The following is a 13,731-nucleotide window of genomic DNA, read 5'->3' on the forward strand; positions in this document are numbered from 1 at the left end:
GGTGGCACCCGACCGCGGCGGGTGGGCCGTTGCCCGGACCCGCCCGCCGGGCGAGCCGGGCCGTGCCCGGCCACTAGACTCCCCTTCCGTGAGCGCCGACACCCAGAACCCCGACGACGACCTGCCCGAGCAGCTGCGGATCCGCCGCGAGAAGCGCCAGCAGCTCATCGACGCCGGCCTCGAGCCGTACCCGACGGACCTGGGGCTCACCCACACCCTGGCGCAGGTGCGCGAGGCCTACGACCCCGAGGTGCTCGGCGCCGACCACCACACCGGCGACGTCGTGACGGTGGCCGGGCGGGTCATCTTCCGCCGTGGCACGGGCAAGCTGGTGTTCGTCTCGCTGCGCGAGGGCGACGGCACGAGCCTGCAGGCGATGGTCTCGCTCGACGGCGTGGGGGAGGAGTCGCTCGAGCGGCTCAAGCACCTCGTCGACATCGGCGACCACCTGGCCGTCACGGGCGAGGTCATCACGTCGCGGCGCGGCGAGCTGAGCGTCCAGGCGTCGTCGTGGGCGATCGCCGCCAAGACGCTGCGGCCGCTGCCGAACGAGCACAACCCGCTCTCGGACGAGGCGCGCAGTCGGATGCGCTACGTCGACCTGATCGTCCGCCCCGAGGCCCGCGACACCGTCCGCGTCAAGGCCAAGGTGCTGCAGTCGCTGCGCCGCACCCTCGACGAGCGCGCCTACGTCGAGGTCGAGACGCCGGTGCTCCAGCACACCAACGGTGGAGCGGCCGCCCGCCCCTTCCACACGCACGTCAACGCCTTCGACGAGAGCGCCCTGCTGCGCATCGCCCTCGAGCTGCACCTCAAGCGCTCCCTCGTCGGCGGCATCGACCGGGTGTACGAGATCGGCAAGACGTTCCGCAACGAGGGCGTGGACAACACCCACAACCCCGAGTTCATGATGCTGGAGGCGTACGAGGCGTACGGCTCCTACGACACGATGGCCGACCTCACCCGCGCGCTCGTGGTCGACGCGGCGCGTGCGGTCGGCCGGACGGTCGTCCCCGGTCGCGACGGCAGCGAGATCGACCTCGAGCAGCCCTGGCGGCGGGCCACGATCCACGAGCTGGTGGGCGAGGCCGTCGGCCAGCAGGTCGACGTCGAGACGCCCGAGGAGTCGCTGAAGGCCCTGGCCGCCCGGCACGACGTGGCGCTGCAGGACCACTGGGGCGCCGGCGAGATCGTGCTCGAGCTGTTCGAGAAGCTCGTCGAGCACACGCTGATCCAGCCGACGTTCGTGTGCGACTACCCCGAGGCCGTGCGTCCGCTCGCGAAGAAGCACCGCACCACCCCCGGCCTGGTCGAGGCGTGGGACCTGATCATCAACGGCGTCGAGCTGGCTCCGGCCTACACCGAGCTCAACGACCCGGTCGTCCAGCGCGAGCGGCTCGAGGAGCAGGCGCGTCTCGCCGCGGCCGGTGACCCCGAGGCCATGGACGTCGACGAGGACTTCCTGCGCGCGCTCGAGTTCGGCATGCCCCCGGCCGGCGGGCTCGGGCTGGGCGTCGACCGGCTGGTGATGCTGCTGCAGGGCATCGGCATCCGCGAGGCGATCCTGTTCCCGATCTCGCGTCGCGAGGTCTGAGACCGGACGCACGACCCGCGGGGGCGCGGGGCGGTCGCGTCGACCGTGCGACGTCGGGCAGGATCGCGGCATGTCCCGTGCGCCGGTCGCCCTCTGGTGGTTCCTGCTGCTGTTCGCGGCGGGGGTCGCGATCGTGCCGGTCGGCTCGGTCGAGCACCGTGCCGAGTCGTCGGCCGAGGAGCTCGCCCAGGCCCGCGGGTGGGAGGGGACGACCCAGCTGGTCGAGGGCCGCTTCGTGCGCATGAGCCGCGTGCAGGAGGTGCTCCCGCGCTCCTACAGCGCCCGCTCCACCTACGAGGTCGAGGTGAGCGGGGCGTCTTCGCCCGTCGAGGTCGACGTGCCTGCGCGCAGCGACAGCGGCCCGCCACAGGAGTCCGAGCAGCCCGACCGGCTCGACCTGCGCATCGCGCGCGACGACCGGGGGCGGGTCGAGGCGGTCGAGTGGGGCGAGTCCCTCTCCTCGCTCGACGTCGAGATCGCGCAGCGCGCCGACGCTGCCTCTGCCGCTGGTGACCGGGCGACGCTGACGCGGTGGACGGTCGGGCTGGTGCTCGGCGTGCTCCTGCTCGGCTGCGTGCTGGCCACGGTGGTCGCTTCACGGGAGCCCGGTGGTCTCGGGCGACGCTTCGCCGGCACGCGCGCCGCCGCCGACGCCGAGCCGGACCGGCTCGAGCGAGCCGCGCGGTCCCCCGAGCTGCCGATCGGCATGCTCGTGCTCACGCTGTTCGCGCTCGTCGTTCCCCTCGGCTGGCCCGACCGCGGCACGGCCGTGCTCTCCGGCTTCGTGGCGCTCGCGGCCGTGTCGCTGCTCGTGCGGGAGCAGGATGCGGTCGCGCGTGTCGCGACGTCGGGCGCCCCTGCGTCGACGGCGCGTCGCCGGGTGGCGCTGGTGTGGCGCGGCTCGGCCGTCGTCGGCGTGCTGCTCGGCCTGCTCCTGCTGTTCCTCGGCTGGTTCTCCAGCGGGCTCGCGCCGGACGCGGCGGAGGGCGGCGAGATGCTGCGCCGGGGTCTGGCCGTGCTCGTCCTGTCCGGGTGCACGGTCGCGGCGGCGTTCCACCACCGGGCGGATCACGTCACGACGCGGTAGGCGGGTGGCGTCGGCCGTTGGCAGGGACGCCGTCAGGAGGAGTAGGCCGAGGTGTCGCCGACGCGCTGCGTGGAGCGGGTGCCGTCGAGGCTCACCGGGACGGTGCCCGCGACGGTGATGCGATGCATGACGCGGTGGTGGTCGTCGTAGTCGGCCACCGCGTAGTGCTGGGTGGCGCGGTTGTCCCAGATCGCGACGTCGCCCGGCTCCCAGCTCCATCGCGCGGTGTTCTCGAGGCGAGTGATCTCGCGCTGCAGCATCTCGAGGACCGAGGCCGAGTCGCGCGTGGACAGTCCCACGAGGCGCTTGACGAACTGGCCCAGCAGCAGCGCCCGCTCGCCGGTCTCCGGGTGCACGTGCACGACCGGGTGCTCGGCCTCGAACAGCCTCGACCCGAACTCCTCCCGGTACGTCTCCTCCGCCACGTCGATGCCGCCGATGCGCTGCTCGTCGACGTCCGCGGCGTAGTCGTACCGGTTGGTGTGCACGGCCCACAGCCTGTCGGCCATCGCCCGGACCGCGGGGTGCAGCGACGCGTAGGCCGCCGCGGTGTTGGCCCAGACCGTCGTCCCTCCGTACGGCGGGAGCGTCACCGACCGCAGGACGCTGATCGCCGGCACGCGGTCGACGAAGGTCACGTCGGTGTGCCAGGCATTGGCCTTGCCGTGCGAGGAGTCGATCGGCAGCACCGCCGCACCGACCCCGCGGACCGTCGGGTGCGGCGACGTCGGGACGCCGAGGGTGGCGGCGAACGCGTGGTGCTCGGCGTCGTCGAGGTGGTGCTGCCCGCGGACGAAGAGGACCTTGTGGCGCAGCAGGGCCGCGCGGACGTCGCGGACCTCCTCGGGCGCGAGCCCGCCGCCCAGCCGGACGCCCGAGACCACGGCACCGACGCGTCCACCCACGGGCCGCACCTCGACCGAGGAGGCCGTCGTCGTGGGATCGGGTGCGGTGAGGGTCATGGGTCGCTCCGGACGTCTCGCGGGTGGGGTCGCTCCCACCGTGCGCCGGATCGCCCTCGCGTGGCGACGGTCTCGCAGTGTGGACGAACCGCCCTCACTCACCTCGGTCCTCCCTCGCTCACCTGCAGAGGTCCGCCATGGTGGGTGGGGGAGAACCATGGCGAGCTCGCGATTCCCATCACGTGATGGGAATCGCCGAGTCGGCCCGAGCACCCCCTGGGGGCGAGCGCTGCGCCCCGGTGCCCGCGGCGGCGACGGCGGTCGTTACGCCCAGGGTGAACAGCGGAACACCCGGCCCCGGGTTCCAGTTGTGTGACGTACGTGGACGTCCCGCAGTGCGCCGGGGCACCCGCACCTAGACTGACAAGAACACACCCGATCAAGGGGGCCCCATGTTCGAGAGGTTCACCGACCGCGCCCGTCGCGTCGTCGTGCTCGCCCAAGAAGAGGCGCGCATGCTCAGCCACAACTACATCGGCACCGAGCACATCCTCCTCGGCCTCATCCACGAGGGTGAAGGCGTCGCCGCCAAGGCCCTGGAGAGCCTCGACATCTCGCTCGAGGCCGTCCGCGGACAGGTCGAGGACATCATCGGCCAGGGCCAGCAGGCGCCCAGCGGGCACATCCCGTTCACGCCGCGCGCCAAGAAGGTCCTCGAGCTCAGCCTCCGCGAGGCGCTGCAGCTCGGCCACAACTACATCGGCACCGAGCACATCCTGCTCGGCCTGATCCGCGAGGGCGAGGGCGTCGCCGCCCAGGTCCTCGTCAAGCTCGGCGCCGACCTCAACCGCGTCCGCCAGCAGGTCATCCAGCTGGTCTCCGGCTTCCAGGGCAAGGAGGCCGAGACCTCCGGCGCCCCCGCCGAGGCCGCGCCCAGCACGTCGGCCGTGCTCGACCAGTTCGGTCGCAACCTCACGCAGGCCGCCCGCGAGGGCAAGCTCGACCCCGTGATCGGTCGCGAGAACCAGATCGAGCGCGTCATGCAGGTCCTCAGCCGCCGCACCAAGAACAACCCGGTGCTCATCGGCGAGCCCGGCGTCGGCAAGACGACGGTCGTCGAGGGTCTCGCCCAGGACATCGTCCGCGGCGACGTGCCCGAGACGCTCAAGGACAAGCAGATCTACACGCTCGACCTCGGCGCGCTCGTGGCCGGCTCGCGCTACCGCGGCGACTTCGAGGAGCGCCTCAAGAAGGTGCTCAAGGAGATCCGCACCCGCGGCGACATCATCCTGTTCATCGACGAGATCCACACCCTCGTCGGTGCCGGTGCCGCCGAGGGCGCGATCGACGCCGCCAGCATCCTCAAGCCGATGCTGGCCCGTGGTGAGCTGCAGACCATCGGCGCCACGACGCTCGACGAGTTCCGCAAGCACTTCGAGAAGGACGCGGCGCTCGAGCGCCGCTTCCAGCCGATCCAGGTGCCGGAGCCGTCGATCGCCCACACGATCGACATGCTCAAGGGCCTGCGCGACCGGTACGAGGCGCACCACCGCGTCACCATCACCGACGACGCGCTGGTCGCGGCCGCCACGCTGGCCGACCGCTACGTGTCCGACCGGTTCCTGCCGGACAAGGCCATCGACCTCATCGACGAGGCCGGCTCGCGCCTGCGCATCCGCCGCATGACGGCTCCGCCGGACCTCAAGGAGTTCGACGAGAAGATCGCCGACGTCCGCCGCCGCAAGGAGGGCGCCATCGACGCGCAGGACTTCGAGGCCGCGGCCTCCCTGCGCGACGAGGAGAAGAAGCTCATCCTCGCCAAGGCCGAGCGTGAGAAGGCCTGGAAGGCCGGCGACATGGACGTCGTGGCCGTCGTCGACGAGGAGCTCGTCGCCGAGGTCCTGGCGCTCGCCACCGGCATCCCGATCGTCAAGCTGACCGAGGAGGAGTCCGGCCGCCTGCTCAACATGGAGGCCGAGCTGCACAAGCGGGTCATCGGCCAGGACCAGGCCATCAGGGCCCTCAGCCGTGCCATCCGCCGCACGCGTGCGGGTCTGAAGGACCCGCGTCGTCCCGGTGGGTCGTTCATCTTCGCCGGGCCCTCGGGCGTCGGCAAGACGTGGCTGTCCAAGGCGCTCGCCAACTTCCTGTTCGGCGACGACGACGCGCTCATCCAGCTCGACATGAGCGAGTACAGCGAGAAGCACACCGTGGCACGACTGTTCGGTGCGCCTCCCGGCTACGTCGGCTACGAGGAGGGCGGCCAGCTCACCGAGAAGGTGCGCCGCAAGCCCTTCAGCGTGGTGCTGTTCGACGAGGTCGAGAAGGCCCACCCGGACATCTTCAACTCGCTGCTGCAGATCCTGGAGGAAGGTCGCCTGACCGACTCCCAGGGCCGCGTGGTCGACTTCAAGAACACCGTGATCATCATGACCACGAACCTCGGCTCGCGTGACATCGGCAAGGGCGTCTCGCTCGGCTTCGCCGACGCGAACAACACGATGGGGTCGTACGACCGGATGAAGGCCAAGGTCTCCGAGGAGCTCAAGCAGCACTTCCGGCCCGAGTTCCTCAACCGTGTCGACGAGATCGTGGTGTTCCCGCCGCTCACGCAGGACGAGATCATCCAGATGGTCGACATGATGGTCCGCAACCTCGAGGACCGTCTGCGCGACAAGGACATGGGCATCGAGCTCACGACCGCGGCCAAGGACCTGCTCGCACGTCGCGGGTTCGACCCGGTGCTCGGTGCGCGCCCCCTGCGCCGCACCATCCAGCGCGAGATCGAGGACACGCTGGCCGAGAAGATGCTCTTCGGCGAGCTTCGGGCCGGCGAGATCGTCCTGGTCGACGTCGAGGGCGAGGGTGCCGAGGCCGTGTTCACGTTCGTGGGCACGCCCAAGGCCGACCTCGAGCTGACCGAGGGCCACGACCCGCTCGCGGTCGAGGCAGGCAGCTCCGAGTAGCAGCACGCAGCAGTCACGACGACGGCGTCCGATCCCCCCGGGATTGGACGCCGTCGTCGTGCTGGGCGAGGATGCGGGGATGACCTCGAAGGCCAAGAAGCTCCTCATCGTCGCCGCAGCCCTCGTGGTGGCAGGCGTCCTCGCCTTCGCACTGCAGCCGGGTGAGCCCGAGGCCGTGTGCGTTCAGGAGGGCACGCCCTCGTCCGGCTTCGTCGACGAGGACCAGGGTGGGTGCCCGATCTCGATCGAGAGCTACGAGGAGATCGCCGACTACCGCTCGGCGCCGAAGCCCTTCCGGATCGCCGGGCTGCTCCTGCTCGTCGCGGGCGTGGGCGCGGGCGTGGCCGCCCTCGTCATCGGCCGCCGTGGAGGCGCGAGCTCGCCGAACGCTCCCTGAGCCCCTGAGCCCCTGAGTCACGCCGCAGCGTCCTCGAGGCGCTCGCTCACAGGCTGAACGTGCCGTCGGGGTGCACCTGGGCGAGGCCCTCGTCCAGCAGGGCGTCCAGGCAGCGCTCGCGCTGCGCCGCGTCGTCCCACACGGCGTCGAGCCGCCCCTGGTCCACCGGCTCCGTGGCGTCGCGCAGGACGGCCAGCAGGCGACCACGGCACTGGCGGTCGGTGCCGGCCCAGGCCTGTCCGCGGCGGGGCGGGCCGTCATGGTCGGGTCGGCCCAGCGCGAGCCAGCGGCAGCGGTCCGCCACCGGGCACACGTCGCACCGCGGTGCCCGGGCGGTGCACACGAGCGCGCCGAGCTCCATGGTCGCCGCGGCCCAGCGGTGGGCGTCCTCGGCGGGGAGCAGCGCCGCCGCCAGTCGTCGCTCGGACGCCGTGATCGAGGTCGAGGGATACGCCTGGCCGAGGACCACGCGTGCCAGCACGCGACGCACGTTGGTGTCCATGACCGCGTGCCGCTGCCCGAAGGCGAACGACGCGACGGCCGCGGCGGTGTACTCGCCGACCCCCGGAAGGGCCAGGAGGGCGGCGTGGTCGTCGGGCAACCGGCCGCCGTGGTCGGTCGTGATCGCGACGGCCGCGGCGTGCAGGCGCTGAGCCCGGCGCGGATAGCCGAGTCGTCCCCACGCCCGGACCGCCTCGCCCGAGGGCTCCGCGGCCAGCGACGCGGGGGTGGGCCAGCGCGTCATCCAGGTCTCGAAGACCGGCAGCACCCTGGACACGGGGGTCTGCTGGAGCATGAGCTCGGAGACCAGGACGGCCCACGGATCGGGCAGCTCGTCGGGCCCTCCGGCGGGGGTGCCGGGCCGTGGGCGGCGGACGGGTCCCCGCCAGGGCAGGTCGCGGGCGTTCGCGTCGAACCAGTCGACCACCGCGGCGTGCAGTCCGGGCAGGTCCTCGACCGGTGTGCTGGGGGAGGAGGTCATGGCGCGTCGATCCTCGCACGGGGTGCCGCGCGAACTAGGGTCGGAGGGTGAGCTCGCGACCGGTCCGACGCCCCGTTCCGCGGGCGATCTACTGGCGTCGTCGCTTCATGCTGCTGGCCCTGGTCATCGCGCTGGTGTGGGTCGGCGTGACCCTCTGGCCGGGCGGCGCCGACGACGACCCGCCGGCCGCGGCGCCTGCTCCGTCGGCGTCCACGTCCGCCGGCAGCACGCCCACGCCCGAGCCCGCGCCCACCCAGGCCGCGCAGTCGGACGTCCAGGTGGCGCTCGCCACGGCGAGCACCCCGTGCGACCCGGAGGCGGTGCGGATCACGCCCACCGTCCCGGCCGACCAGCGGGCCAAGAAGGCGGTGCGCGTGGAGCTGCTCGTGTCCACCACCGAGGCGAAGGGCTGCACGCTCGACCCGGCCGATGCCGACCTCGTGGCCGTCATCAGCAGCGGTGACACGGCGGTGTGGGACTCGGCGGTCTGCCGGTCGGCGCTGCTCGAGGATCCGGTCTCCCTGAGTCCCGGGTGGTCGACGTCGGTGGCCACCAGCTGGTCCGGTCGCGGTTCCGGTCCCGCCTGCTCGGCCAAGGAGGGCTGGGCCTCGCCCGGCACGTACACGCTCCGCATCGGCACCCTCGGCGGCGAGCCCGGGTCGGCGAAGTTCCGGCTCGGGCAGGCAGCCGCCAAGCCGAAGCCGTCGGCCACTCCGAGCAGCTCTGCGAGCGCCACCCCGAAGCCGAGCGGCTCGCCGTCGCCGAAGACGACCACCCCCACCCCGGCGCCCGACGAGGAGTGAGGCCGGTGGCCTCCGTCGTGGTGGTGAACGGCGCCTCCAGCGCCGGCAAGAGCACGCTGGTGGCCGCGGCGCAGCCGCTGCTGCCGCGCCCCTTCCTCGCGTTCGGGCTCGACCTGCTGCTCTTCGGTGACGCGCTGCCGCTCGACACGGCTGGTCGGGTTCGCGACTGGACTGCCCTGCGTCCTGGGGTCCTCGCGGGCCACCGCCGCGCGGTGCGCGCCTTCGCCGACGCCGGCGTCGACGTGATCACCGACGTGGTCCTGGAGTCGCAGGAGCAGGCCGACGACTGGGACGCGGTGCTGGTCGGGCTCGACGTGCTGTGGGTCGGCCTGCACGCCTCCGTCGACGAGCTGCGTCGGCGCGAGCGGGCGCGCGGCGACCGCCCGGTGGGTGATGCCGAGCAGGACCTCGGCACGGTGCACACCTTCCACGCCTACGACCTGCAGCTGGACAGCGCCGAGGGCGTCGAGGCGTGTGCCCGGAGACTCGCTGCTCGAGTGGACTCCGGCGGCGCAGCCCCTCGCTGAGGGGGAAGGTAGGTGTCGTACCTCTCGGACGCGCGATCTGGTGCGTCACCTACCTCTGACGGCCTGGTTCGGTGCGTCACCTACCTCTGACGGCCTGGTTCGGTGCGTCACCTACCTCTGACGAGGGGGACGGGTCAGACGTAGCGCTCGAGGATGCTCGACTCGGCGAGGCGGGAGAGGCCGTCGCGGACGCCGCGGGCGCGCAGGTCGCCGACGCCCTCGACGGTCTGGAGGTCGTCGATGCTGGCGGCCAGCAGCTTCTGCAGCGTGCCGAAGTGGTCGATGAGCCGGTCCACGACCGTGTGGGGCAGTCGCGGGACGCGTGCGAGAAGCCGGTAGCCGCGGGGGGCGAGAGGGTGGTCGAGCGAGTCGCCGGCGCCGATGCGCAGGGCCGTGGCCACGCTCGTGAGGTCGACCAGCTCGGAGGAGTCGATCTGTGCGAGGTCGTTCAGGACGGTCGAGACGGCGCGGCCGCGACGGCCGGACGGCATGTAGTCGCGGATGACCAGCTCGCGCTCGGCGTCGACGCCGCTGATCAGCTCCTCGAGCTGGAGTGCCAGGAGGCGACCGTCGGTGCCGAGCTCGAGCACGTACTGGTCGATCTCGGTGGCGATGCGGCTGACCATCTCCAGACGCTGGGCCACGGCGGCGACGTCGCGCACCGTCACGAGATCCTCGATCTCGAGCGCGGAGAGGGCGTCGGAGACCTCGTCGAGGCGGCTGCGGTACCGCTCGAGCGTGGCGATGGCCTGGTTGGCGCGGCCGATGATCGCGCCCGCGTCCTCGAGCACGTGACGGGTGCCCTCGAGGTAGAGGGCGATGATGTGCATCGAGGCCGAGACGGAGACGATCGGCAGCCCGGTCTGGCGGGCGACCCGGTCGGCGGTGCGGTGGCGGGTGCCGGACTCGTCGGTGGGGATCGACGGGTCCGGCATGAGGTGCACGGCGGCACGGAGGATCCGCTGGGCGTCGGAGTCGAGGATGATCGCGCCGTCCATCTTGGCCAGCTCGCGCAGGCCGGTGGCGGTGAAGGGCACGTCGAGGGCGAAGCCGCCCGTGCTCACGGACTCGACGACCTTGTCCTGGCCCAGCACGATGAGCGCGCCGGTGCGGCCGCGCAGGATGCGCTCCAGCCCCTCGCGCAGGGCGGTGCCGGGCGCGATCGCTGCCAGGACGGTGCGCAGGTCGGGTCGGGAGGCCACGGGATCAGTCTAGGGCCGCGCGGGGGTGTCGCGACCACGCGCGCTCGGCAGGGCCAGCACCGCCTGGACGACGTCGGCCACCTGGGTGACGCGCAGCGAGCGCGGGACGTCGTCGAGACCCTCGGATCGAGCGGGCACGATGGCCGAGGTGAAGCCGAGGCGGGCGGCCTCCCGCAGACGTTCGGCGGTGTGCCGCACGGGGCGCACCTCGCCGGCCAGGCCGACCTCGCCCAGCACCACCAGACCCCGCGGCGCCACGCGGTCGGCCTGGGCTGACGCGGCCGCCACGAGCACCGCGAGGTCGACCGACGGCTCCACCAGACGGGCGCCGCCGACCGACGCCGTGTAGACGTCGTGGCGTGACAGGTTGACGCCGCAGTGCCGCGTGAGCACCGCCAGGATCATGGCCACGCGCGAGGAGTCGAGGCCGCTGGAGGTGCGACGGGGCGACGGGGCGTTCGTCTCGACCGCCAGCGCCTGCACCTCGGCCAGGAGCGGGCGACGACCCTCCATCGTGACCGTCACGCACGTGCCCGGGACCGGCTGCTCGTGCCGGCTGACGAACAGCCCGGTGGGGTCCGGGACCTCGACGAGCCCGGAGTCGGCCAGGTCGAAGCAGCCGATCTCGTCGACTGGCCCGAAGCGGTTCTTCACCGCTCGCAGCAGGCGGAGTCGTGAGGCGCGGTCGCCCTCGAACTGGAGGACGACGTCGACCAGGTGCTCGAGCACCCGCGGACCGGCGACCGACCCGTCCTTGGTGACGTGCCCGACGAGCAGGGTGGCGATGCCCTCGGCCTTGGCGCGCTGGATGACCGCCGAGGCGACCTCGCGCACCTGGGTGACGCCGCCGGGGACGCCGTCGACGTCGGCCGAGCCGATGGTCTGCACGGAGTCGACCACGAGCAGGCTCGGGCGCACCTGCTCGACGTGGGTCAGCAGGGCCCCCAGGTCGGTCTCGGCGGCGAGGTACAGCTCGTCGTGGACGGCACCGGTGCGCTCGGCGCGCAGCCGTACCTGGCCGGCCGACTCCTCGCCGGAGACGTAGAGCGTGCGGCGGCCCTGCTGGGCCCACCGGGCGGCCAGCTCGAGCAGCAGCGTGGACTTGCCGACGCCGGGCTCGCCGGCGAGCAGCAGCACGCCGCCGGGCGTGACACCGCCTCCGAGCACGCGGTCGAGCTCGCCGATGCCCGAGGAGATGGACCGTGCCGACTCGACCTCGACCTGGGTGATCGGGCGGGCCGGGGTGACGGTGGCGGCCGGGGCCGTGCGACCGGCCCGGGCGGCGGGGGAGGCGACGTCGACCGTGCCCCAGGCCTGGCACTCGCCGCAGCGGCCCACCCACTTGCTGGTGGTCCACCCGCACTCCGCGCAGGCGTAGACGGGCTTGGCGGCCTTGGTCGCCTTGGCAGTGGGCATGCTGCTTACCCTAGGCGCGGGTGCCGACAGCAGGTCGGACGCACGCACAGGGCGCACCCCCGGCCCGTCGGCTCCCGCCAGGACCGTCCTCCTCGGTGAGAGGTAGGAGGGCCGCGGAATCCACCGGCCGCCGGTAGGGCAGCCGCGGATACGACGTACGTATCCGCGGTCCACCTACCTCTGGCGGCGGCGAAGCGCGGGCCACCTACCTCTGACGGCGGCGAAGCGCGGGCCACCTACCTCTGACGGCCCGGTCGGAGCGTCGGTCGGTACACGGCCCGCCTGGGTGGCGCCGGGGTGCAGGGTGGGCCGGAGGACGGCTCAGATGCGGACGTCGCCCTGCGGCGTGGAGAACGAGACGCTCATGATGCCGGGCAGGCCGTGGGGTGCCACCCACTCGACGGCGATCTCCTCGAGTGCGGTCACGGCCGGCTCGCCCAGCCAGTCCGAGAGCCGCTGCGGGGATCCGGCCATCTCGACGGCCGTGAGGGCGATGTCGGACGGCGCCATCTGCGACGGGTGCTCCTCGGGCGGGACGTCCCAGCAGGTGACGTACGGCAGCTGCGGGTCGGCCTTCATGCCGCTGGTCCCGATCTGGCGCCACTCGAGGTTGAAGCCGTCGGGGCGACGTCGGTTGCCCGGCACGGCGTGCCGACCGATCCGGTGCTCGACCTCGGCCATGTCGTCGACCGACACGCACCAGGCCATCCAGCCGCCCCCGGCCTCGGTGCGCTGGCGCACGACCTGGCCGAACGCAGCCTTGTCGGCGGCCGGGTGGTCGAGGACCTCCACGACCTCCACGTACTGACGGTTGCGCAGGGGGAGCACCATGTTGCGGGTGCCGAAGCGGGGGTGGGCCCCGCCGTCGAGGAACGTGGCGCCGAGGGCCTCGGAGAGCTCCGCCACGGTGGCGTCGAGGCCAGCGGGTCCGGCGGCGTACGAGAGGTGGTCGAGGTGCATGGGCCATTCTTGCCAGACGGCCCAGGTGTCCGGACGACCGGGGTCGACCAGCGTGAGGTGCGCGGTGCTCATCGGACCGCTCCCGCAGCGGCTCTCACGGCGTCGCTCCCACCGTCGCGGGGTGGGGGTTGGGGCCGCCGGCGTCGAGGTGGTCCTCGCACTGGCGGGCCAGCTCGGCGTAGCCCGACTCGCCCATGAGCGCCACCAGCTCGTCGCGGTTGGTCAGGTACAGCGGCTCAGGCGCCACGTGCGCCTCGGTGTTGGACGAGCAGTACCAGTCGAGGTCGTGACCGCCGGGGCCCCAGCCGGCCCGGACGTACTCGCCGATCTGGACCTCCGAGTAGGAGGTGCCGTCGCCGCGCTCGACGTCGCGGAACTGGCGGCGCAGCGGCAGCTGCCAGCACACGTCGGGCTTCAGCGTCAGCGGCGGCACGCCCTCGGCGAGCGCGAGCCCGTGGAGCGCGCAGCCGTAGCCACCCTCGAAGCCGCGCGGGTTGTGGAACACGCAGGCGCCCTCGACGGCGCGGGTCTTGGGCTCGTCGTCCTCGTCGGTCTCGGTCCACGACCCGTCCAACGGGTTCGGGCCGTCGGGGTGGCGGTACCAGCGCTCCGGCGTCAGGCGCTCGACCGCCGTGGCCACGCGGGCCTGGTCCTCGTCGTCGGCGAAGTGCGCCCCGAGGGTGCAGCACCCGGCGTCCGGGCTCGAGGCGTAGATGCCGGCGCAGCCGCCGCCGAAGATGCACGTCCACCGCGACGTGAGCCACGTGAGGTCGCACCGGAACACCTCGTCGGTGTCGTCCGGGTTCGCGAACTCGACCCACGTCCGCGGGAACCCCAGGTCGACCTCCGGCATGCGTCCACTGTACGGAGACCGACGCCGCGCCCCGGCCGTGGG

At 72.8% G+C, this 13,731-nt stretch carries 12 protein-coding genes; 6 read left to right on the forward strand and 6 right to left on the reverse strand.

Annotated features, from left to right (window positions below; translation table 11 throughout):
- The first annotated feature begins 88 nt into the window (after positions 1–88).
- Both lysS and RQG84_RS12675 read left to right on the forward strand, forming a co-directional pair.
- Positions 89–1,594 carry a lysine--tRNA ligase gene (lysS, locus tag RQG84_RS12670; RefSeq protein ID WP_311210317.1) on the forward strand — a complete coding sequence of 502 codons (1,506 nt, stop codon included), beginning with the start codon at positions 89–91 and terminating at the stop codon, positions 1,592–1,594.
- A gap of 70 nt (positions 1,595–1,664) precedes the next feature.
- Entirely contained in the window at positions 1,665–2,681 is a 1,017-nt protein-coding gene (locus RQG84_RS12675) for a hypothetical protein (RefSeq protein WP_311210318.1), read from the forward strand.
- A gap of 32 nt (positions 2,682–2,713) precedes the next feature.
- Here the strand turns inward: RQG84_RS12675 and RQG84_RS12680 are convergent, their stop codons facing one another.
- Positions 2,714–3,643, reverse strand: coding sequence for a TauD/TfdA family dioxygenase (locus RQG84_RS12680; RefSeq protein WP_311210319.1), 930 nt, complete (start codon positions 3,641–3,643; stop codon positions 2,714–2,716).
- Between the two features lie 392 nt (positions 3,644–4,035).
- Here RQG84_RS12680 and RQG84_RS12685 point away from each other — a divergent pair, with 392 nt between their 5' ends.
- Positions 4,036–6,549 carry an ATP-dependent Clp protease ATP-binding subunit gene (locus RQG84_RS12685; protein ID WP_056556034.1) on the forward strand — a complete coding sequence of 838 codons (2,514 nt, stop codon included), beginning with the start codon at positions 4,036–4,038 and terminating at the stop codon, positions 6,547–6,549.
- Positions 6,550–6,628: 79 nt separating this feature from the next.
- A complete protein-coding gene (locus tag RQG84_RS12690) occupies positions 6,629–6,946 on the forward strand; it encodes a hypothetical protein (protein ID WP_156364860.1) in 318 nt (105 codons plus the stop codon).
- Positions 6,947–6,992: 46 nt separating this feature from the next.
- Here RQG84_RS12690 and RQG84_RS12695 read toward each other — a convergent pair whose 3' ends face one another.
- The gene (locus tag RQG84_RS12695) at positions 6,993–7,928 is read right to left on the reverse strand and encodes an A/G-specific adenine glycosylase (RefSeq protein ID WP_311210320.1); all 936 of its coding nucleotides are present in this window, start codon (positions 7,926–7,928) and stop codon (positions 6,993–6,995) included.
- A gap of 47 nt (positions 7,929–7,975) precedes the next feature.
- Between RQG84_RS12695 and RQG84_RS12700 the strand changes: the two genes are divergently transcribed.
- Positions 7,976–8,731 carry a hypothetical protein gene (locus RQG84_RS12700; RefSeq protein ID WP_311210321.1) on the forward strand — a complete coding sequence of 252 codons (756 nt, stop codon included), beginning with the start codon at positions 7,976–7,978 and terminating at the stop codon, positions 8,729–8,731.
- Positions 8,732–8,736: 5 nt separating this feature from the next.
- A complete protein-coding gene (locus tag RQG84_RS12705) occupies positions 8,737–9,258 on the forward strand; it encodes a phosphotransferase-like protein (protein WP_311210322.1) in 522 nt (173 codons plus the stop codon).
- A gap of 134 nt (positions 9,259–9,392) precedes the next feature.
- Here RQG84_RS12705 and disA read toward each other — a convergent pair whose 3' ends face one another.
- From disA to RQG84_RS12725, 4 genes are all read right to left on the reverse strand, one after another.
- Positions 9,393–10,460: a DNA integrity scanning diadenylate cyclase DisA gene (gene disA / locus RQG84_RS12710; protein WP_311210323.1), complete on the reverse strand. Its 1,068-nt coding sequence runs from the start codon at positions 10,458–10,460 to the stop codon at positions 9,393–9,395.
- A 9-nt stretch (positions 10,461–10,469) separates the two neighbouring features.
- Positions 10,470–11,876, reverse strand: a complete 1,407-nt coding sequence (gene radA, locus RQG84_RS12715) for a DNA repair protein RadA (RefSeq protein ID WP_056557153.1) — start codon at positions 11,874–11,876, stop codon at positions 10,470–10,472.
- Between the two features lie 321 nt (positions 11,877–12,197).
- Positions 12,198–12,836, reverse strand: a complete 639-nt coding sequence (locus RQG84_RS12720) for a VOC family protein (RefSeq protein WP_055966205.1) — start codon at positions 12,834–12,836, stop codon at positions 12,198–12,200.
- A gap of 94 nt (positions 12,837–12,930) precedes the next feature.
- Positions 12,931–13,689 (reverse strand): hypothetical protein, encoded by a 759-nt coding sequence (locus tag RQG84_RS12725; protein ID WP_311210324.1) that lies wholly within the window; start codon positions 13,687–13,689, stop codon positions 12,931–12,933.
- Positions 13,690–13,731 lie beyond the last annotated feature (42 nt).

It is taken from the genome of Aeromicrobium sp. WCS2018Hpa-31, assembly GCF_031843905.1.
Lineage (GTDB): Bacteria > Actinomycetota > Actinomycetes > Propionibacteriales > Nocardioidaceae > Aeromicrobium.